The following is a 21065-nucleotide window of genomic DNA, read 5'->3' as shown; positions in this document are numbered from 1 at the left end:
TGGGGGTAAACCCCCGAGGTGTTGGCCGGCTTGAATAAGGAGTAAACTGCGCCCCGGTTTTTGCCCATTCACAAGGATTCTTCCATGCTCGATATCTTGATTCTTGCCGCCGGTAAAGGCACTCGTATGCGTTCCGATTTGCCCAAGGTGCTCCATCCCATTGGCGGCAAGCCGCTGGTGCAGCATGTTGTTGATACCGCGCGCCAGGTGGGTGGTGAACAGCTCTTATTGATCGTAGGACATGGCGCTGAACAGGTGGAGCAGCGCATGGCGGCGCCGGATGTGAAATTTGTTGTACAGGCCCAGCAGTTGGGCACCGGCCATGCGGTTCAGCAGGCCCTGCCCCACCTGCGTCCCGAGGCGACGGTATTAATCCTGTATGGCGATGTGCCCCTCACCCGCGCTGCGACCCTGCAAAAGCTGGTGGCCGGCGTCACCGACCAACAAATGGCATTGCTGACCGTTGACCTGCCCGATCCCAGCGGCTATGGCCGCATCGTGCGCGATACCTCCGGTGCGGTGGTCGCTATCGTGGAGCATAAAGATGCCAGTGACGAGCAGCGTTTAATCTGTGAAATCAATACCGGCATCATGGCCGTGAAAGCCAGGCATTTGCAGCAATGGTTGCCCAGGCTCGGCAATAACAACGCCCAGGGCGAGTATTACCTTACCGATATTATTGCCATGGCCAAGGCAGATGGTGTGGCCATCCATGTGGAACAACCGGGGGCGATCCAGGAGGTGGAAGGGATCAACAACCGCCAGCAACAGGCGACCCTGGAGCGTTACTACCAGCAGCAACAGGCCAGGGCACTGATGGACGCGGGCGTGACCCTGCTCGATCCGGCGCGCTTTGACTGTCGCGGCAACCTGAGTGCTGGCCGCGATGTGGTAATCGATATCAACTGTGTCATTGAGGGCGAGGTTGTCCTGGGCGATGGTGTGGTGATCGAGCCCAACTGCATCATTATCAACAGCAAAATCGGTAATAACACCCACATCAAAGCATTTAGCCATATCGAAGATGCGGTAATTGCCGCCGATTGTGATATTGGCCCTTACGCGCGCCTGCGCCCCGGGACCAACCTGGCGGATGCCGTGAAAATTGGCAACTTTGTTGAAACCAAAAAAGCGGTTATCGCCAAAGGCAGCAAGGTAAATCACCTGAGCTATATCGGTGATGCACGTGTAGGCAGTGGCGTGAATGTGGGTGCAGGTACTATCACCTGTAACTATGACGGTGTGAATAAATTCAAAACCGAGATTGGTGATAACGCCTTTATCGGCTCCAACTCAGCCCTGGTGGCGCCAGTCAATATCGGCGCCGGTGCAACGGTGGGTGCAGGCTCGGTTATCACCCGCGATGTAGACGCCGCTGAATTAGCCGTAGCGCGTGGTAAACAGCGCAATATTCAAGGCTGGGAGCGGCCTACCAGGAAATCCTGAGCCCTATTGTTGTGCTCTTCATCCCAATAGAAAAATCGTTGTTGTCGCAAACATGTCAGGTTGCTGACGTGTTGCTGGAGGCGTATTTGACCGATAGTCGCTCCACCCAAGGTTTGAGGTGATGACATGATTGTAAGAAAGCTTCGGTTACAGCGCGGTTGGTCACAGGAGCAATTGGCGGAATTGACCGGCCTGAGTATCAGGACGATCCAGCGTATAGAGCGCGGTAGTAAACCTGGCTTGGAAACAATCAAATCACTGGCCTCGGTGTTTGAGGTAGATCCGGCAACCTTCGAGTCAGGAGCAGATGATATGAGCGAACAACCGCTAAAAGTCGATGAAGTTGAGGCCATGCAGTATGTAAAGGGAATTAAGGAATTCTATTCCCATGTATTGATGTATGTGGTTTTCACCAGTGTGTTTTTATTCAGCGGTGGCCACCAGATTGAACATATCTATTGGCCCTTTATGGGATGGGGATTAGGGGTTTTGTTGCACGGGTGCTGGGCTTATGAAGTATTTGGTTGGCTAAGCCCGCGCTGGGAGCGGAAAATGGTAGAAAAGCGACTGGGGCGCAAGCTCTAGTGCTGGTAAAAACGGAGCTTCGGCTCCGTTTTTATTGGATGGGCCAAAGATGCAAAAATAAGTGCTGTATCCTGTAACCGGTTTCTTGGGTGGTGTAGGATAGGGACAAAATAACCATAAAGAGGTTTGTATGTCCTTATCATCCCGTCTTTTCGTGATCAGCCTGACCGGAATAATAACTGCCTGTGGCGGCGGTGGTGGCGGTAGCGGAGGTTCCAACAGTTCTGCGGTCGTTTCCTCGGTGGCCAGTTCAATAAGTTCCAGCCATTCATCCAGTGCAGTACAGGTTTCAAGCGCAGTATCCAGCAGCCTGTCATCGGTTGTGACATCCAGTTCGTCCAGCGCGATTAGCAGTTCCAGCGCGGAAGACAGCTCCAGCAGCTCGATAAGCTCATCGGTGAGTTCAAGCACTGCCAGTGTGGAGCCTGTATCCTCCAGTAGCAGCGCTATCAGCAGTTCAAGTGTTGCATCTTCCCCTGGCTCAAGTGCCAGCTCGGCAAGTTCTGAGGGTTCGCTCACTGCCAGCATCAGCAATTTTATGGTGGTCGATCAGTTCGGCTACCTGCCGGATGCGCAAAAGATAGCCGTGATTCGCGATCCCCAAACCGGTTTTGATGCGCAACAGAGTTTTACACCCGGTGGCAACTACCAACTGGTTAACCTGCACAATGGGCAGGTTGTGCACACAGGTACGGCCAGCGCCTGGAAAAGTGGTGCCGTATCGGCGGAAGCGGGTGATAAGGTCTGGTGGTTTGATTTTTCCAATGTCACCGCGACAGGTAATTACGCCGTTGTCGATGTAGAGCGCAATGTGCGTTCACCCGGATTCAGGATTGCAGCCGATGTCTATAAGCCTGTCCTTAAACACGCTGTGCGTACCTTCTTTTACCAGCGGGCCGGTTTTGCCAAACAACAGCCCTATGCAGAGGCTGGCTGGACAGATGGTGCCAGTCACTTAGGGAGTTGCCAGGATACCCAGGCACGTTTGTTTAAACGTGAAGGCAACACTATCACTGGTGTTAGTGGTACAGAAAAGGATTTGTCCGGGGGCTGGTTTGATGCCGGCGATTACAATAAATACACCAACTGGCATGCCGATTACCTGATTGCCCTGCTCCACGCTTATTTGGAAAACCCATCGGCTTGGACGGATGACTTTAATATTCCTGAATCCAGCAACGGTATTCCCGACCTCATCGATGAAATCAAATGGGGATTTGACTGGCTGAAAAAAATGCAAAATAACGATGGGTCAGTATTGTCCATTCTTGGCTTGGCACACGCCAGCCCGCCTTCGGCAGCAATGGGGTGCAGTTATTATGGCCCGGCCAGTACATCGGCTACCCTGAGCAGTGCCGCCGCGTTTGCCTTTGGTGCCAAGGTATTTGCCGACCTGGGTAATGAATTGCTAGCAAGCTACGCTGCTGACTTGCAAACTCGTGCGGCTAATGCCTGGACCTGGGCTGGCAATAATCCGGATGTGCGTGTTAACAATAACCAGGGTATTTATCAGGGGTTGGGTGCGGGTGATCAGGAGGTCTGTTCCGCACCGGGCAGTGATGCCACTGCACAACAGCGTTGTGCCAATGCCCTTACTGAAAAGAAAGTCCAGGCAGCGGTTTATCTGTTTGCACTAACAGGTACCGATGCCTATAAAACCCTTGCCGAAAACTTTATCAACAGTAACCGGCTGTATTGGGTATCCCACTGGAATACCAATCGCGTTAATACCTTCCTGTATTACGCCAGCTTACCCGGTGCAACCAGTTCAACTGCTAATACCATTCGCTCGGATTACAGTAACCAGATAACCGGTTCTGATTACCTTGCGGGTGTGCGCAATGCAAATGACGCATATCGCGTATACCTGGAGGGTGCAGGAGGTTTTTCCTGGGGCAGCAATCGCTCTATGTCACAAAGGGGGACTTTGTTTGTGCATTATGCAGCCCTGTCCAGTCAGCATGCGGGGGAAGCCAATAATGCCGCGCTGGGGTATCTCAACTATCTGCATGGCACCAATCCCCTGGGTATGGTTTATCTGTCCAATATGTACAGCCTGGGTGTGCACAGTTCAGTCAATGAGTTTTATCACTCCTGGTTTGCTGATAAAAGTGCGAATTGGGATCGAGTGGGTCAGTCCGTTTACGGTCCGGCACCCGGTTTCCTGGTTGGCGGCCCCAACCCTAACTATAACTGGGATAGTAATTGCAACACGCAAAACCCTCACCAGGATTGCGGCACGGCCGCTCCCAATCCCCCCACTGGCCAGCCGGCGATGAAGTCTTACCTCGACTTTAATACCAGTTGGCCGCTCAATTCCTGGGAAGTCACGGAGAACCACAACGATTACCAGGTGGCCTATATCCGCTTGTTATCCAAGTTTGTCAGTAACTAAGCCATAATTTGCTTGCCATTAAGTTTCGAATACATACAATTGCTTTCGTTTCGAAACTTATTGGCAAGCCATCATGACCAAACGCAATACCCAGCAGCGCCGTCGCGCAATTATCGACCTGCTAAACAGCCAGGGCGAAGTCAGCGTTGAAACCCTCGCCAACCAGTTTTCCACCTCCGAAGTTACCATCCGCAAAGACCTTGCTGCCCTTGAGGGCAATGGCCTGCTCCTGCGCCGCTATGGCGGTGCTGTATTGGTTCCCCAGGAGCTGATCAGTGATCCGGCTGAAAAAGTTTCGGTTCGTAAGCAAGCGATTGCCAGGGCTGCCGCCCAGTTAATCCGCGATCACAACCGCATTATCCTCGACAGCGGCAGCTCGACAACGGCCGCCCTGCTGCCGGAGTTGTCCCACAAACAGGGGCTGGTGGTGATGACCAATTCCCTCAGCATCGCCAACGCCCTGCGCGAGCTGGAAAACGAACCCACCATCCTCATGACTGGCGGCACCTGGGATCCAAAATCCGAAGGCTTCCAGGGGCAACTCGCCGAACAGATTTTGCGTTCCTACAACTTCGACCAATTTTTTATCGGCGCCGATGGTCTGGATCTCGCCCGCGGTACTACTACATTCAATGAACTCTACAGCTTAAGCCGGGTGATGGCAGAGGTCGCGCGCGAAGTGATTGTGATGGCCGAGTCGGACAAGATTGGCCGCAAAATCCATAACCTGGAATTGCCCTGGTCCATTATCAAGGTGTTGGTAACGGATGAAGCCATTGCAGAAAAAGACAAACAACAAATCGAACAACACGGCGTGCAAGTCATTTGCGCCAGCCTGTAAACAAGACCTGCTTATAAATTGCTAACAGCCTAAGGAGTTTTTATGTGTGGAATCGTCGGCGCTGTAGCGCAACGCGATGTGGTGGATATTTTGGTGGAGGGATTGCGTCGCCTGGAGTATCGCGGTTATGACTCTGCCGGTGTGGCAGTGGTCAGCGGTAATGGTGAATTGCAGCGCGTGCGCCGCTTGGGCAAAGTCAAAGAGTTGGCCGATGCAATCCTGGCGAGCCCGACACCGGGTGGTACCGGTATTGCGCACACACGCTGGGCCACCCATGGTGAACCCAGTGAGCGCAACGCGCACCCGCATGTATCCACAGAACATATCGCTGTAGTGCACAACGGTATTATTGAAAACCACAGTCCGCTGCGCACCCGGCTGCAGGCCGAGGGCTATGTATTCACATCGGATACCGATACCGAAGTGATTGCACACCTGGTGGAAAAAGAATTGCAAACCAGCGGCAACCTGCTCGCCGCGGTGCAAACAGTCGTCAAACAATTACACGGTGCTTATGGCACAGTGTTGATGGACAAAAATGATCCCAGCCGCCTGGTGGTTGCACGCTCGGGCAGCCCGTTGGTTATAGGTTTGGGGATTGGTGAAAACTTTATTGCCTCCGACCAGTTGGCACTCCTGCCGGTAACGCGCCGTTTCATTTTCCTTGAAGAGGGCGATGTTGCGGAAATTACCCGTCACAGTATTGATATTTATGACCGCGACGGCGTCAAGGTCGAACGCCAGATCCATGAATCCACCGCCAGTTATGACGCGGGTGATAAAGGCCAATATCGCCATTTCATGCTCAAGGAAATTTATGAGCAGCCCCATGCGGTATTGAATACCCTTGAGGGTCGTTTGAGTAATGACTCGGTATTGGATGAAACTTTCGGCAACGGTGCCGCTGAGTTGTTCAAAAAAGTAAAACACGTGCAAATCGTTGCCTGTGGCACCAGCTACCATTCCGGTCTGGTCGCGCGCTATTGGATTGAATCTTTCGCCGGCATTTCCTGCAATGTTGAAATCGCCAGCGAGTTCCGTTATCGCAAATCCTTTGTGCAACCAAACAGCCTGCTGGTTTCCATCAGCCAATCCGGTGAAACAGCAGATACACTTGCAGCCCTGCGCCTCGCAAAAGACCTGGGTTATCTCGGCAGCCTGACGATTTGTAATGTCGCCGGTTCATCGCTGGTGCGTGAGTCAGACCTTGCCTTCATGACCCGCGCCGGTGCGGAAATTGGTGTGGCCTCTACCAAAGCGTTCACCACACAATTGGTCGGTTTGGCAATGCTGGTATTGGCGATTGGCAAATACAATGGTTTGAGTGCGGCACAACAACACGACATGGTTGGCGCGCTAAAAAACCTTCCTGCAAAACTGGAAGAATCCCTGGCGTTAGCACCACAGATCGAAGCGCTCGCCGAAGAGTTTGCCGATAAACACCACGCCCTGTTTTTGGGGCGCGGCGACCAGTACCCGATTGCGATGGAAGGCGCACTCAAATTAAAGGAGATCTCTTATATACACGCAGAGGCCTATGCCGCCGGCGAATTAAAGCACGGCCCCCTGGCACTGATCGATGCGGAAATGCCGATTATTGTTGTCGCACCCAACAACGACCTGCTGGAAAAACTCAAATCCAACGTTGAAGAAGTCCGCGCGCGTGGCGGCATACTCTACGTCTTTGCCGATGTCGACGCACACTTTGAATCTGACGCAACCATGCGTGTTATCAACGTACCCCATATCCATCATTGGTTGGCACCTATCCTCTACACCTTGCCACTGCAATTGCTGAGCTATTACGTTGCCATTATCAAAGGCACAGATGTAGACCAGCCCAGGAATTTAGCCAAGTCGGTAACGGTCGAATGAAGAAAACCGGGAGAAATCCCGGTTTTGTCTTTTTAAAATAATTAGTGATACTTTAAAATAAATGGCGATACTTTAAAATAATTAGTGATACTAACCCAGCAGTGGCCTATATTTGATCAAAATAGGTTGCTACTGGGTTTTTTAATGTCCAAGAATCCCGAAAAAACTAAGGAAATCAAGGCTAAAGCGGAAAAGCAGATAGCTTCGCGTTTAGCTAAAGGCGCTGGTTCAGGTGCCGGCAGAGCCTATAAACCCTATTTGACTGTCAGGGATGTGAACTCCAGGGGAAGATATAATCGCTCGCCCAGCGTTACAGTGGGTCGCGTTCACCAGTTGCTGTCCGACCTTGAATACCATGTATTGCTGATGCTGGATTGGGATTCGCAGGTGACCGATATCCGCGAACAATTTCCGGTGCCTCTTGAGGACTCACAAACTATTGCCCGTGAGATGGGGATAGCTCATCTGAGCTATCAAGGTACAGACGAAGTCCTTACCACAGACTTTCTGGTTGATCTGAATATCCAAGGTAAAACTATTCGCAGGGCAATATCTGCGAAATATGCCGAAGAACTTGATGATCCGCGTGTACTTGAAAAAATGGAATTGGAACGCCGCTACTGGGTCTCCAAGGGCATACAGTTTAACTTGGTAACAGAGCTGGAAATTCCGGCATTACTCCAAAAGAATGTAAAGTGGTTTCATCCCTACATGAATCACTTTGATTTGAGTACCCCTGAGCAACAACAAGAATATTTTAAAATATTGCTCGCCGCGATTAATCAGTCCCCTTCACAAAAAATTACCGCTATAACCACCCGATTAGATGACGAATATAACATCGAGCCGGGTACCCACCTTTCTTTACTACGACAGTTCCTTGCCCAGCGAGCTTTCTTCTTTGATCTTGAAGCTTTAACGATTGTGAACCTGAGAGCAAAAGATCTTACTCCTTCACATTTTTGGCTCGAACAGGATTATGAATATGCTGTTGGTGAATGATGTCTATGAATTATCGGATCACCGCTATCGCATTTTATGGAGCGAACCAAAGACAATCTATTGGATAGATATAGACGCTGAAAATGCGTTGCCTCAGCAAGTAGAGCGTGCGGTTCTAGTGGAACACCTTGCTAATGAAGAGATGCGCTGGATCGACGACCCTTTTGAATTATTTATCCTGAACCCAACCAAGCAATCTCAATGGGCGAAAAATATTCAGAAAAAAGCGTGGGAAATGGTGGAGCCGTATGTTACTGACGAGCCTGCTATTTATGAACGTGGTTCGCGTGGAAAAATGATCCAAGCGATGGTTGCAAAGCATGAGACCACTAAAGCATTGGTATACAGAAAACTCAGAGAATATTGGCAACGTGGCAAGAATCCCAATGCTTTGTATCCAGACACAAGCAATAAGGGGAGTCCGAACAAACCCAAAGCCATCACCGATAAAAAACGTGGGCGTCCTCGCAAAGTAGCGCTAGGTACTGGCACCAATATCACAGCAGAAATAGAAAAAATATTTCGTACAGTTATCAAAGTGTATTACTTAACAAACGACGAAAATACGGTTCGGTTCGTATACCGCAGGGCGTTGTTTTTGCTTGGGTTTGATAGCTCTAAGAAAAACAACGAAGAGCAGTTAGCCGAGGCTCCAACCTATGAACAATTTTATTACTTCCTCCAAAAGGAAGTAACAGACACTGAAAAAATTAAAAAACGACTCGGCGAGATTATTTACCAGAAGGACTATCGCCCTGTCTTGGGGTCATCGACGGCAAGTGCAATGGGACCTGGCAGCTTATACCAGATCGATGCAACGATTGGTGACCTTTATTTGATTGATGAAGAGACTCGCAGCGTTATTGTTGGTCGTCCGGTAATTTATATTGTAATTGATGTATTCAGCCGAATGATTACTGGTGTGCACGTAGGATTGGAGGGGCCATCATGGGTAAGTGCAATGTTTGCATTGGCAAACACCATGTTCGACAAGGTGCGATATTGCGCAAGTTACGGTATTACTATCAATCAAGACGAATGGCCAGTCATTGGTAAACCTGAAGCTATTCTTGGGGATAAAGGTGAGCTAATAGGAAAAGCAGTAGAAGTGCTTTCCGAGGCATTATTTATTAACGTCCAAAACACGCCATCGTTCAGAGCAGATTGGAAAGGCATTGTAGAGCAACAATTTAGAACACTGCAGGCTGACTTTAAACCATACGTTGAAGGTTACGTCACTAGCACCATCGTTAAAAAACGTGGTGGTTCGGATTATCGAATGGACGCCGAACTTACATTGAGAGATATCACTCGCATCATTATTAATTGCGTCATTATTTATAACACCACACATGCGATGGAATATTACGATCCTGATCGCGATATACCAACAAATCTGCCACTTATCCCGTTAGCGTTATGGAACTGGGGAATACAAAATCGTACGGGCAAGCTTAGGGGTGTCAGCGAAGAACTTGCCGCTGTCAACTTGATGCCCCATAAAGAAGTACCTATCTCCGAACTGGGCTTGAATCTTTTTGGTTGCTATTACAGCGCCGCGATTGCGGTTAAGGAAGGATGGTTCGAAAGGATTAAAGGTCAATCAATGAAGGTATTAGTCGCTTACGATCCGCATTGTGCCGACACGATTTATTTTCGTCCGGATGGCAAGTACGACAAATTTATTCCTTTTGAGCTTACTGAACGAAGTCGAGCTTTTCGAGGCTTAACATTTTGGGATGTATGGAGAATTCAGGATGAGCAAGCCAAAACGGGGGCGCGGTCGAAACTCACGAAGTTAAAAGGCGAATTAACGCGCGATAAAAAAATTGAAGAGATCGTTGAGGAAGCGCGTTCAAAAAACAAAGACATGTCGCACCTGCCTAAATCTCAACGAACCGCTGACATCCGGGAAAACAAGAAAAATGAAATTGATGTTAATCGTGCCCGAAATGGCGTGATGCCGCCACAATCGAAACCAGAAAAGCTTCCAGTTAAAAAAGATAATGTGGTTTATCTATCGGGCGAAAAACCACAAGATTATAGCGTTCCGAATATGCTGGATATCATTTACGGGGACGATGATGGAAATTGATAACAATAAGATAGAAATCGCTGAATACAAGGATCACGGTTTACCTGAATACACAGATAACCCGTTTATCAGCGCGTTACCGCTATTGAAGGATTTGCAATCAGTTCTCAAAGACATGATAGTACCACCATCATTTGATGAGAGGGAACTTAACCTGGATTGGCACCAGAGAATTCATGCGCTGCAAAGATTAACTCACCAGTTTTTCCAACCGAGAGTACAGCATGGTGTGTTAGAGCAGAAACTTAGCGTGTTGATTCGTCAAGGGTATATTGGCCGGAACCCTGCTACAGCAGCTTTCAAGAAACATTTAAACAATGGCTATGACCGGATTGTTAATAAAGATATTAACTTAACCGTAAGAAGAGAAGTTGAATCTACTGCAGTCGGTTTTTCCATCATAGGTTTGTCTGGCTGTGGCAAAACCAAAGCAGTGCAAAAATGTCTTGAGACGTATCCCAAAGCAATTTTTCATCCTGAACTTCACGTAATTCAGATTCCCTGGTTAAAGCTCGAATGTCCACGTAATGGATCATTGACCGAACTTTGCTATAACTTCTTTCGTGCTGTAGATAGCCGTATAGGCACCCAATACTTTAATACCTACTGCAAACTCAGAGTAAGTGTAGACAGTTTGATCGCTGAAATGGCCCAAATCGCGAACCTCCACGCAATAGGTGTGTTGGTGATAGATGAGATCCAGCATTTAAGTAAGAAGCGATCCGGAGGCGAAGAGGCAATGTTGGATTTCTTCGTCACCCTAACTAACTCTATAGGAGTACCTGTAGTCTTTGTTGGTACACCTAAGGCTCGAAATCTTTTTGCAACAGATTTTAAAATGGCGAAACGCACCACAGGATTAGGTAATGTCTTATGGGATCGCATTCCACAAGATGACGAATGGAATAGATTAGTGAGTTATATCTGGAAGTATCAATGGTTGCGTAGTAAGGGAAATTTAACACAACAAATAACAGACACTCTTTATGACTTGAGCCAAGGAGTGATCGACATTTTGGTGAAGCTTTACGTTTTATCGCAGTGGCGCGCAATGATTCTCGGCAAGGAAACATTGACTGTTGAGCTAATTAAAAAAGTTTATGAGGATGATCTACAACCAGTCCACAAAATGCTTCAAGCACTTCGCAGTGGAAATCCTGAAGAAATAGTTAAGTATGGTGATTTGGTAATGCCCGAGGTAGAGGCCAAGCTCCTTCAGGCACTGCAACAGCAAAAATATTTTACCAATGATACTGAGCAAGCAATACCGCCGCTAGATAATGACAAAATAAATACCATCATGACTGCTGCTGAATTACTTGGAATTAACAGGGATATAGCTGTCCCTCTTATAGATGCGGCCTTAAAAGAAGATCCAAATCTGGACACTATGCAAGTTGTTCACAGAATGCTGAATCTTTTGCATTCGACTCCAGCGCCACCTAAAGTAAAAAATCCCTCTAAAAAACCGAAGGTTTCACTATGGGATCAATTACCAGAAAACGATATCCGTTATATTTATAGCCAACGGGGAAATTCGACAATACATGAAGCATTCAAAACTGCAGGCGTAATTGCTGCCGTCAGCGATTGCCTGAAGGTAAGCTAAGTGCTGGGGTATTTCCCAGTACCCTACCCGGACGAATTGCTCTATAGCGTCATAGCCAGATACAAACTACACCAAGGTATTATTTCGGATAGCCAGATAGTGAACGATCTATTTGGCTCTCGAAATGTAGCTGCCGTTGTTGATTTTCCAGGTCATTTACTGGACTTGGAACAAAAAACCTATCACCTGACACACATAACAGCAGATCAATGGTTAACGAAGCATAGTCTCTATCCCGCGTACAAATATTTCCTGCAAGCAGACAGAAACGAAAAGGTTGTCCAGTCAGTATTATCTGGCAAAGCCTGGGATGTTCACACCAGAACAGGGGTTGCTGCTTCAAACATCAAAGTCCCGAAATTTTTAAGACTCTGTAAATATTGTTATCGTGATGAGTTGGAATTGTTCGGTGAACCTTATTGGCACCGGCTACACCAGTTATCGGGTGTAATGGTATGTCCGATCCACAAAGAGTATTTGTATGAAACGGACGCCTTGTTTCGACCACAAGGAAAGTATGAATTTTTTCCAGCAATCAATGCCAGCTTGGTAAGAAAGATTCCATCAGATTTTACTACGAAGCAAAAACAGAAACTGATGTTGTTAAGCCAGCATATTGATGAGCTAATAAATTTGGATTTAGATGTTTCTATATCGTTCGCGCAATGGGCTCACTATTACCAACAGCTTGCAGAAAATCACTCATATTTGAATAAAAGCCGTGTGAACCATAGCGCACTGGCTAATCATCTGGAGGCATATTGGTCTGCCTCAGTAATGGACATACTCGGGCTATCACTAAGTGATCCACAGTGGTTAATAAATCTATTTCGAAAGCATAGAAAAACCTTCCATTATCTCTGTCATTTGGTAGTTTGGCAGTCGCTGGGAAGTATCTCGCCACTGTCTGGCATAACAGGAGCACAACAATTAATTGTACCTACACAAATTCCGATTGCACATGAAGTAACAGTTGATGTTGTTGCCTGCAAAGAAAAACGTCGTGAATGGAAAGCCGCTATCACGGCTTACCCGAAAAAAGGTGTGAAATGGTTAAGAATTACGGGCGGATTTGGTGCTTTGTACGCTTGGCTTTATCGCAATGATCGCCTTTGGCTAAGTCAAAATACACCTTGTCAGGCGCCAAGAAATACGAAACAATTTGTCGCCGACTGGGTTCGGCGCGACACGGAATTTTTAAAACATGTAAAAAATTTAAAAAAATCTGGTGCTTTACGCAATAATCATGGCAGAAGCAGTATGTCATGGATTATTAAACAGTCTGGGCAACGTGCATCGCTTGAAAAAAATCCAGATAAATTACCTAAGACTATCGATTTCATTAAAAAGATTGCAGAGTCTCCAGATGCATACCGTTGGCGTAGAATTGAAAGTGTTATCCATGATTTAATTAAGCAACACCAATCGTTAGAGGTATGGATAATCTTTCGAAAAGCTGGCATACGCAAAGAATATCAAACGAAAGCAATCATAAAAAACATACACTATTTGAAAAGGAAATTGTCTCTTGGCACTTCACGCATCATTCAGGAAGATACCTGAAAACGCAAAACTGGTAAGCTTTGGAAACTGCTTTCGCTATTCTGAAAGCAATTGGAACATTGCGTGTGAGTTTGAGCTACCAGATTCAACTACATCTAAAATTCCTTTAGCAATAGAAGCTTTGCCAGCGTTAGCAATTGGCAGAGTTTATCCTAAAAATAGAATTGTTAGACCAAAATCTAATTTTTTAGCAATTGATCTACCTCCTACATCATCATGGTCAATTCAAACCATGGCAGATTATGAAAAGTTCACTACGAGAAAGAAGCTTTCTAGTGAATATGCGAATCAGCTGCTTTTTAGATTTTCATTCAAGCAACGGTATGTGTGGATTCCATGTATTGAATTAGCCAGAGTTTTGTTTTTTAAAACCGCGTTGAATACTAGGTCGGCATTTTATGAAGCAAACTTGAATAGATTGATTGATGTGGAGCTGGATGGATCACATGCGCACATCAGGTTAAGCGAGACTTACCCACATAGCCTATTAGATATCAAGGCCCATCAAAGTTATATTGCTTGGCTCAATTTAAATCCTGAAGTGACAAATAGTTATTTATCCATATTCAAGAACATTTTGGAAACTTCAATCGAGAAATCAAACGCAAAGGTGTGGCTGTTCCGATTTGAGCCGTTTGATATGAGCGATGTATTTATTCGTGCTTACACGCAAAATCATGGTAGAAATGTATTGGTCGAAGAAATTTCCAGTGTGGCCAACTTACCCATGACAGATCAATTTCATACGATAAGTTTTCATCATCCATTAGATATAAAATTTGAAAAAGATAAAGTACCAAAAGAGGATAAAAAGCCGGGCGGTCAGTGGCCATCTGAAAATTTTGATCCAGAGACAACTGTCGATGAAAGTCCGTCAAATTTAAGTAGAGCCAGAATATTAGACGTTCCAAAAGGAGCGCTTTACTTCAATGAAATATTGAATACTCAACGGGTTTTTGAAGTTCAGGTGGTAGAAGTGGCCGCTAAAGATGAATCAAAAAAAGGCGAAGACGATCAAGAACCAAAAACCACAACGCTCAGTGTTTTAGGCGGCAAAGGAAAGGGAAATCATAAATCCGCTGATTTTAAATCCCTGGACGATAGTTCGCCATCTGATGTTGGCTTTTTTAATTACATTCGCAACGGATTAGAACAGCTCAAAGTGATCGAACATCTCGGCGTGTCGGAAATTTTTGAAAAAGCTGACGTCATTCAGTCATCCCAAGCTAAAAAGTTCCTGTATATCAAAGCCAACACCAAGCGTGCATTTTTATATGCTCAATTGGAGATCGCAGGCGGGGACCACATCCATGTAATAGAAATTGATCTCAGCGATGATCACAGTTTGACTACCCTAGCCTTTCGTCTTCGCGATGACACAAGGGTAGAAAATACTATCAAAGCTATTTTGGATGATCTGGTAAAAAAGTCGGGGCATTGGGATAGGGAAAGACTACAGCAGATGACGCTTATGCATGCGTGTATACGGCATCCGAACGAGCTGAAGCCTGATATGCCTGAAACTGTATATAAGAGCTGGGCAGTGCGAATAGCGAATGCGTTCTGACCATTAATGCAAGGAGGTTAACTCGATGATCGTGGAAAATATTTAGCGTTTTATAACTAGCTGAATTGGGTCTCGGTCGGTTGATCAACCATAGATGCAGATGAACCCGAGGGTATTCTTCAAGCCATATAAAGCTTACGGTTGAATATTTCAATTTTTTCAGTTTTGATCTTGAATTGGTTGTGTACATGGGTGTGTGAAATATACATAAATTAATGCCTAAAAATCATAAATTAATGCCTTAAAAATTGTTTTTTTTGGGTATTTTTGCTAATATTTAGTAATGAACTATCAAGAATTTCAGCGTCACGTTAGTAAGGCCGGGCTTAAAATTCATGAGCTTGCAGAGCTACTTAAAATGAATAGAAGTTCTATTAGTAATTATGCAAAAAAAGGTGAAGTGCCTGCGCATTTAGCGGTAATAGCCGCGCTTTTGGGTGAGATGAAAGAAAAAGAAATCGACTTTCAGCAAGTCATTTCGCGGATCGAATTTGCGGCCAAATCACCCCGGGGGGCAGGACACAATAAATTCGGTGGTAACAAACAACAAAGTTTGGAATTGGAAAATAAAATCCAAAAAAATAAATAATGTAGGGATATGCAAAATGACATTCAAACCGGTAGCTAAGATTGTTTACACAGTGGACCAAACGTCCGTTGTGGCGCGAGGGTTGTCTTATACTCATGATGAAGTGAGCCATATCATTAGCGGCCCTGTTAAAGATCTTTTGCTGGACTCATCAGGTATTTCTGAAATTTTAAATTTAGTAACCAGTTTGGCTAGCACTGATTTCGAATCAGCCGGAATTCATAATTTATTGGTTGATAATACGAAGCCTGAAGACTGGCGGGTTGGTGAAGCCATTGCAGAATTTCACGTTACAGAAAACAACAATTGTATTTTTCCTTGGCCAACGAGCCGTGATTTGAAAAACCCAAATGCAAGTCCTGCGGGAGCAGATTTGGTTGGATTTCAAAAAACAGATTTAGAAGTTAATTCCCATCGTTTTGCGTTCGGAGAAATTAAAACATCCAGTGAAGCTAAGTGGCCGCCGCAAGTCATGTATGGTCGCAGTGGCTTGACCAAGCAATTGGAAGATCTTCGTGATAGTGCCCATGTCAAAGGCAGCTTAATAAGATATTTGGGCTACAGGGCAATAGATAAAGACTGGGCCGACAAATATAAAAGCGCCGCAAAACGCTATATCTCAGATAATGCAGATGTCGCTATCTTCGGTGTACTGGTGCGCGATGTTGAACCGAAAGAGCTTGATCTTTTAAGTAGAGCTGTTTCATTGGATCAAAATTGTCCCGCTGCTACTACTATCGAACTTTATGCGCTTTATTTGCCAGAAGCTTCAATTGCCGGCTTACCCGATAAAGTAGTTGCTGCCGGAAAATCTGGAGATGAGAAATGACAATTTCTCTTCAGGATTTAGCGCAAATTGATCAGCATTGGGCGGTTCAGTCTCTGAGTGGTGAAATGCGTGCCACGGCGTTAGATCTTGCTGATTCACTCTTGGTTAAATCCTCGCTTGGTCAACTACTTCATAACAATACTGGTAGTAGTATTTCTGAATTTGCACTCGTTGAACAAGTTGCAATGGTGTATGAGCTTGCCGCAATCGAGGGCTTAAATGTGTTGCTGTATCCTGCAAAATCCAATGAAAGTTTGGCTTTGCAGAAGAGTGCTCAAGCCGGTGCGCATAGGGCTTTTGGTTTATATCGTATTTTACCGATTCCAAGTGATGCCGATAAAAGAATTTTCCATGTTTTGCATTTAGCTGGACTTGCTTATTGTGGCGAACGCTGGACGGATTTGCGCAGATGGTTTGTTGATCATCAAGAATCTTTTGCAATTCCATCGATAGCAGATGTAAGTTGGGATACAAGAGTCTTGTATCGATTATTCGACGCTTGGATTCGCCTATTACGTAAAGATCGATGGGATGATCTGGAACAAGTATCGTTAATCATTCTTGGCTTACGTACTGATCAGGCAGAATTTGAGAAGCACTTATTAGAAGGTGCTGCCGGACATGGCCAGTCAATCGCTTTAAGGCTGATTGCACTTTATCATTTTGCTAAGGCAACTGAACGCCTTGCTATGTATATGCTACAAGGCGAACCGTCGTCTATCGCAACTGAGCTTGATCAACATTTTGAGGCTGCTGTAAAAGCCGCACAAAAATCACAAGACTCCCAATTTGAGATGATATTGCGATGGCTTCACGTCGCTAGTCGTAAGATGGCTGCAGGTTCCTTATGGTGGGTTGCTCATGCTGTTAACTCGCGTGTTACTCGCTTTGTCGATCAGATAACGAAACACAGGAGTATGTTTGAGCTTCTTCCTCCCCAAAGAGCAGCGATTCAGGAGTTAGGTTTACTGGATCAGGCTAATAGAGCGGTAGTTGTTGAAATGCCGACATCCGGTGGAAAGACGCAGCTCGCTCAATTTCGCATACTGCAAGCGCTTAATCAGTTTGCGCAAGATGATGGTTGGGTGGTCTACATCGCACCCACTCGGGCATTGGTGTCACAAATCACTCGACGCTTGCGATCTGATTTTGAACCGCTGGGTATTCATGTGGCGCAACTTGTAGGCGCAATAGAAATAGATTCATTTGAAGAGAGTCTTCTCAACAAAGAACAAGCCTTTCAGGTTTTGGTGGTAACTCCAGAAAAATTGCAATTAGTGATGCGCAACAAAAAAGTGAAGCGGCCACTAGCATTGGTTGTTATGGATGAGGCTCACAATATTGAAGACGAAGAACGTGGGTTACGAATCGAGTTACTTCTGGCAACTATCAAACATGAAGCACCAAAAGCTAATTTTTTATTAATGATGCCGTTTGTTCCGAATGCTGAAGATCTTGCTCAATGGTTAGGAGCAGACAGAGGGCGGTCTATTAGTCTAAGCACTTCCGCGTGGCAACCAAATGAACGTATCGTAGGAATATTTAACAGAATTCCCTGTGAAAAAAAGGGAGATTGGAGACTTACTTTTGAAACACTAATAACTACGCAACGAACCATTAACCTTAAAGGGGTTTATGAAGTAGATGGTGTTCGTCCAATCCCTAAGCTAAGTTATTCAACAGCAAAAACGTTGTCTGGACAAGCCGTCGCAATGGCGAAAGCTTTTTCAAAAAGAGGCACAAGTATTGCGGTTGCGCAAAAAATTCCTGATGCCTGGTCTATGGCAAGGATGGTGTCGGATGCGCTTGAGCCTTTCGACACTATTCATGAAGACATTAGATTGGTTCAGCGTTTTCTTGCCACAGAGATTAGCCCGGAGTTCGAGCTTATAGAAATGCTGTCAAAGGGAGTTGCGCTTCATCATGCTGGGTTACCTGCTGAAGTGCTCGCATTAATAGAGTGGCTTACTGAAAACGATCGCATTCGAATATTATGCGCGACAACTACAATTGCACAGGGATTAAATTTCCCTGTTTCTTCGGTATTTCTGGCATCGACAGATTTTATTTACGGCAAAAAAATGTCTCATCGTACGTTCTGGAATTTAGCCGGCCGTGCGGGTCGTATAGGGCATGGGAGTGTTGGTGTCGTAGGAATTGCAGCAGGCGACAATCCTGACGAAATAAAAAAATATGTTAGTGCGGCGACGGGCTCTTTAATTTCCCGGTTGGAAATTTTGTTGGAAGAACTGCTTCAGAGGGGTGAGCTAAACAATTTAAAGTTGATTCTTAAACATGATCAGTGGGCTGACTTTCGTAGTTACATAGCTCATTTATGGAATGAAAAACAAAATTTAGATACAGTTATCAGCGAAGCTGAACAAACATTGCGAAATACTTTTGGATTTGGTGCATTGCGAGCAAAGCAAGATATCCTTTCGCAAGAAAAAGCTGACGCATTATTGGATGCCACCCGTAGTTACGCTCAGGAATTGGCACAACATCCAGTTAATGCTGTATTGGCAGACTCCACTGGTTTTTCGCCTGAAGGAGTTCGTACTGCTTTGCTTTCTATGAATCAACTCGACATATCACAAGAGGATTGGCATCCATCTAGTTTATTTGGCAGTAATAATTCTTCGTTGGCTGATTTAATGGGCGTAATGATTCAAATCCCTCAATTGAAAAAGGGACTTGATGACATTAAGGGGAGCGGTCCAGGTCACCGAAAACTTGCAGATATAACCAAAGCTTGGGTCTCAGGTGAATCCCTAGCTAAAATTGCCGAAACTCATTTTGATGGTGATTCATTAACCGATAAAATATCAAAAGCTTGTAAAGCTTTGTATCGTGATTTGGCTAATAATGGAGCTTGGGGATTATCGGCATTAAGTAAAATGCCAACTGCTGGAATTGATTTTGAAAAGTTGTCGGAGGTTGAGCGTCAGCAAATTAACAATCTTCCCGCAATGTTGTATCACGGGGTCCGATCAGAAGAGGCGGTTGTTATGCGTATGAACTTTGTACCGCGAAGTATTGCTGAATCCGTAGGAGCAGATTATAAAACGATGGCAAAAACCAAAGATACACTACCATCCTCTAAAGATGTAAATGAATATCTTAAAAGTCTTCGCTCTGAAGATTGGGAAAGACTTAAGCCAAATACTTCTCGCATGAGTGGAGCTGATTACAAGAAAATTTGGAATCAGCTCTCTGGTATATCACTCTAACTAGGTACTAACGAAAACACAAATAGCTTAATTCGGCAGTATTCCCTAAAAAAATTTGTCTGGTACAGTGCTTTCAAAAAAACTGATCTTGCCCAGCACGAGTGGACACCCCGTTAAGCGATAAACTGCAACGAGGTGAACCATGGCAAGAACCGCTACCCCGATGAAACAGAACCGTACCCGTCACTCCCAAGCCTTCAAGAATGAAGCGTTAGCGCTGGCCGAGCGAATTGGCGTTAGTAAAGCGGCCGAACAGCTTGGTCTTCATGCGTCTCAGCTCTATGGATGGCGCAGTAAGCAGCAGCAGACCCTGAGCAGCAGTGAGCGCGAACAGTCACTGGCCGACGAAAACGCCCGCCTCAAGCGGCTCCTGGCCGAGCAAGCCGAAGAACTGGCCATCGTAAAAAAGGCCGCGGCGTACTTTGCGAAGAGCCTCAAGTGAAGTACGCCTTCATGAGGACACATGCCCCAGCGTTTTCGGTGAAAGCCATGTGCCGTGTTCTGGGTGTCGCCCGCAGTGGTTTCTACGCCTGGTGCTCACGCGAGCCATCCACGCGCCACCAGCAACGGGCCGAGCTGGATCAGCGGGTCGCGCAAGCGTATAACGCCCGTAAGGGCCGCAGTGGCGCCCCGCGGCTGTGCCATGACCTGTGGGAAGCCGGGCTGCGCTGTAATCGCAAGACGGTTGCAGCCTCGATGCAGCGACAAGGCTTACGCGCCAAGGCGGCCAAGAAGTTCAAGGCCACAACTAACTCCCGACACTCGCTCCCGGTGGCAGAGAACCTGCTCAAGCAAGACTTCACAGCATCAGCACCCAATCAGAAATGGGTGGGCGACATCACCTACCTGCACACGGACGAGGGCTGGCTGTATCTCGCCGTAATCATTGATCTGTACTCGCGCATGGTGGTCGGCTGGGCCATGAGCGAACGCATGACGGCTGACCTGGCCTGCGATGCTCTGCACATGGCGCTGTGGCGGCGAAAGCAGCCAAAGGGAGTGATCGTACACAGCGACCGCGGCAGTCAGTACTGCTCAACGGCTTATCAGGGTCTAATCCGCGCTCATCAGCTGCGATGCAGTATGAGCGCGAAAGGCAACTGCTACGACAATGCGTGTGCAGAGAGCTTCTTCCACAGCCTGAAGGTCGAATGCATCCATGGCGAGCGCTTCATGAGCCGCGCCCAGATGCGTGAAACCGTGTTTGAATACATCGAAACCGACTATAACCGCCAGCGGCGACATAGCACGCTGGGGCACATCAGCCCGCAAGCCTACGAGGCCCGGATGAGTGCTTGAAACTGTGTCCACGGTTGCTGGGCAAGATCATTACTGTTTTATTTTCCTTTTCTGAAGATGCCAATTTATTGATGGAAGCAATGGACGAGTACTTGTCTTTACTGAAAGGTTTTAGCAATATTTCACTAGGAGATGTTTAT

At 46.4% G+C, this 21065-nt stretch carries 14 protein-coding genes; all 14 read left to right on the top strand.

The genetic code is table 11. The features are described 5' to 3' along the window. The first annotated feature begins 84 nt into the window (after positions 1-84). The 14 genes from glmU (at position 85) to CJA_RS18280 (ending at position 20925) form a co-directional block, all read left to right on the top strand. Positions 85-1446: a bifunctional UDP-N-acetylglucosamine diphosphorylase/glucosamine-1-phosphate N-acetyltransferase GlmU gene (gene glmU / locus CJA_RS18350; RefSeq protein WP_012489369.1), complete on the top strand. Its 1362-nt coding sequence runs from the start codon at positions 85-87 to the stop codon at positions 1444-1446. Between the two features lie 126 nt (positions 1447-1572). Then, positions 1573-2031, top strand: coding sequence for a helix-turn-helix domain-containing protein (locus CJA_RS18345; protein ID WP_012489368.1), 459 nt, complete (start codon positions 1573-1575; stop codon positions 2029-2031). A gap of 130 nt (positions 2032-2161) precedes the next feature. Then, entirely contained in the window at positions 2162-4426 is a 2265-nt protein-coding gene (locus CJA_RS18340; protein ID WP_012489367.1) for a glycoside hydrolase family 9 protein, read from the top strand. Between the two features lie 73 nt (positions 4427-4499). After that, positions 4500-5267 (top strand): DeoR/GlpR family DNA-binding transcription regulator, encoded by a 768-nt coding sequence (locus CJA_RS18335; protein WP_012489366.1) that lies wholly within the window; start codon positions 4500-4502, stop codon positions 5265-5267. A gap of 42 nt (positions 5268-5309) precedes the next feature. Beyond that, positions 5310-7142: a glutamine--fructose-6-phosphate transaminase (isomerizing) gene (glmS, locus tag CJA_RS18330; RefSeq protein WP_012489365.1), complete on the top strand. Its 1833-nt coding sequence runs from the start codon at positions 5310-5312 to the stop codon at positions 7140-7142. Positions 7143-7286: 144 nt separating this feature from the next. After that, positions 7287-8144 carry a heteromeric transposase endonuclease subunit TnsA gene (locus CJA_RS18325; protein WP_012489364.1) on the top strand — a complete coding sequence of 286 codons (858 nt, stop codon included), beginning with the start codon at positions 7287-7289 and terminating at the stop codon, positions 8142-8144. Next, positions 8128-10239, top strand: a complete 2112-nt coding sequence (locus tag CJA_RS18320) for a Mu transposase C-terminal domain-containing protein (RefSeq protein WP_012489363.1) — start codon at positions 8128-8130, stop codon at positions 10237-10239. Before CJA_RS18325 ends, CJA_RS18320 begins: the two co-directional genes overlap by 17 nt. Continuing rightward, on the top strand, positions 10226-11848 hold the full coding sequence (locus tag CJA_RS18315) for an ATP-binding protein (protein ID WP_041551819.1): 1623 nt from the start codon (positions 10226-10228) through the stop codon (positions 11846-11848). The genes CJA_RS18320 and CJA_RS18315 overlap by 14 nt, the downstream gene beginning before the upstream one ends. Further along, the gene (locus CJA_RS18310) at positions 11849-13411 is read left to right on the top strand and encodes a TnsD family Tn7-like transposition protein (protein WP_012489361.1); all 1563 of its coding nucleotides are present in this window, start codon (positions 11849-11851) and stop codon (positions 13409-13411) included. Further along, complete coding sequence (locus tag CJA_RS18305) at positions 13377-14978, top strand: Tn7-like element transposition protein TnsE (protein ID WP_012489360.1); 1602 nt, start codon at positions 13377-13379, stop codon at positions 14976-14978. Before CJA_RS18310 ends, CJA_RS18305 begins: the two co-directional genes overlap by 35 nt. Positions 14979-15261: 283 nt before the next feature. Then, positions 15262-15567 (top strand): MerR family transcriptional regulator, encoded by a 306-nt coding sequence (locus tag CJA_RS18300; protein ID WP_012489359.1) that lies wholly within the window; start codon positions 15262-15264, stop codon positions 15565-15567. A 16-nt stretch (positions 15568-15583) separates the two neighbouring features. Further along, a complete protein-coding gene (locus tag CJA_RS18295; protein ID WP_012489358.1) occupies positions 15584-16396 on the top strand; it encodes a hypothetical protein in 813 nt (270 codons plus the stop codon). Next, positions 16393-19626, top strand: coding sequence for a DEAD/DEAH box helicase (locus tag CJA_RS18290; protein ID WP_012489357.1), 3234 nt, complete (start codon positions 16393-16395; stop codon positions 19624-19626). Before CJA_RS18295 ends, CJA_RS18290 begins: the two co-directional genes overlap by 4 nt. A gap of 142 nt (positions 19627-19768) precedes the next feature. After that, a protein-coding gene (locus tag CJA_RS18280; RefSeq protein ID WP_085953148.1) for an IS3-like element ISPa20 family transposase occupies positions 19769-20925 on the top strand; the annotation gives its coding sequence in 2 pieces (ribosomal slippage) (positions 19769-20027 and positions 20027-20925; 1158 coding nt in all). Positions 20926-21065: the final 140 nt, after the last annotated feature.

The sequence above is a fragment of the Cellvibrio japonicus Ueda107 genome, assembly GCF_000019225.1.
In the GTDB taxonomy this organism is placed as follows: Bacteria; Pseudomonadota; Gammaproteobacteria; order Pseudomonadales; family Cellvibrionaceae; genus Cellvibrio; species Cellvibrio japonicus.
This window is presented reverse-complemented; position numbering and strand designations above follow the sequence as displayed.

Bases quoted from the DNA above. Each gene is read 5' to 3' on its own strand.
- glmU (WP_012489369.1), top strand. From the start codon at position 85: ATGCTCGATATCTTGATTCTTGCCGCCGGTAAAGGCACTCGTATGCGT.
- CJA_RS18345 (WP_012489368.1), top strand. From the start codon at position 1,573: ATGATTGTAAGAAAGCTTCGGTTACAGCGCGGTTGGTCACAGGAGCAA.
- CJA_RS18340 (WP_012489367.1), top strand. From the start codon at position 2,162: ATGTCCTTATCATCCCGTCTTTTCGTGATCAGCCTGACCGGAATAATA.
- CJA_RS18335 (WP_012489366.1), top strand. From the start codon at position 4,500: ATGACCAAACGCAATACCCAGCAGCGCCGTCGCGCAATTATCGACCTG.
- glmS (WP_012489365.1), top strand. From the start codon at position 5,310: ATGTGTGGAATCGTCGGCGCTGTAGCGCAACGCGATGTGGTGGATATT.
- CJA_RS18325 (WP_012489364.1), top strand. From the start codon at position 7,287: ATGTCCAAGAATCCCGAAAAAACTAAGGAAATCAAGGCTAAAGCGGAA.
- CJA_RS18320 (WP_012489363.1), top strand. From the start codon at position 8,128: ATGCTGTTGGTGAATGATGTCTATGAATTATCGGATCACCGCTATCGC.
- CJA_RS18315 (WP_041551819.1), top strand. From the start codon at position 10,226: ATGATGGAAATTGATAACAATAAGATAGAAATCGCTGAATACAAGGAT.
- CJA_RS18300 (WP_012489359.1), top strand. From the start codon at position 15,262: ATGAACTATCAAGAATTTCAGCGTCACGTTAGTAAGGCCGGGCTTAAA.
- CJA_RS18295 (WP_012489358.1), top strand. From the start codon at position 15,584: ATGACATTCAAACCGGTAGCTAAGATTGTTTACACAGTGGACCAAACG.
- CJA_RS18290 (WP_012489357.1), top strand. From the start codon at position 16,393: ATGACAATTTCTCTTCAGGATTTAGCGCAAATTGATCAGCATTGGGCG.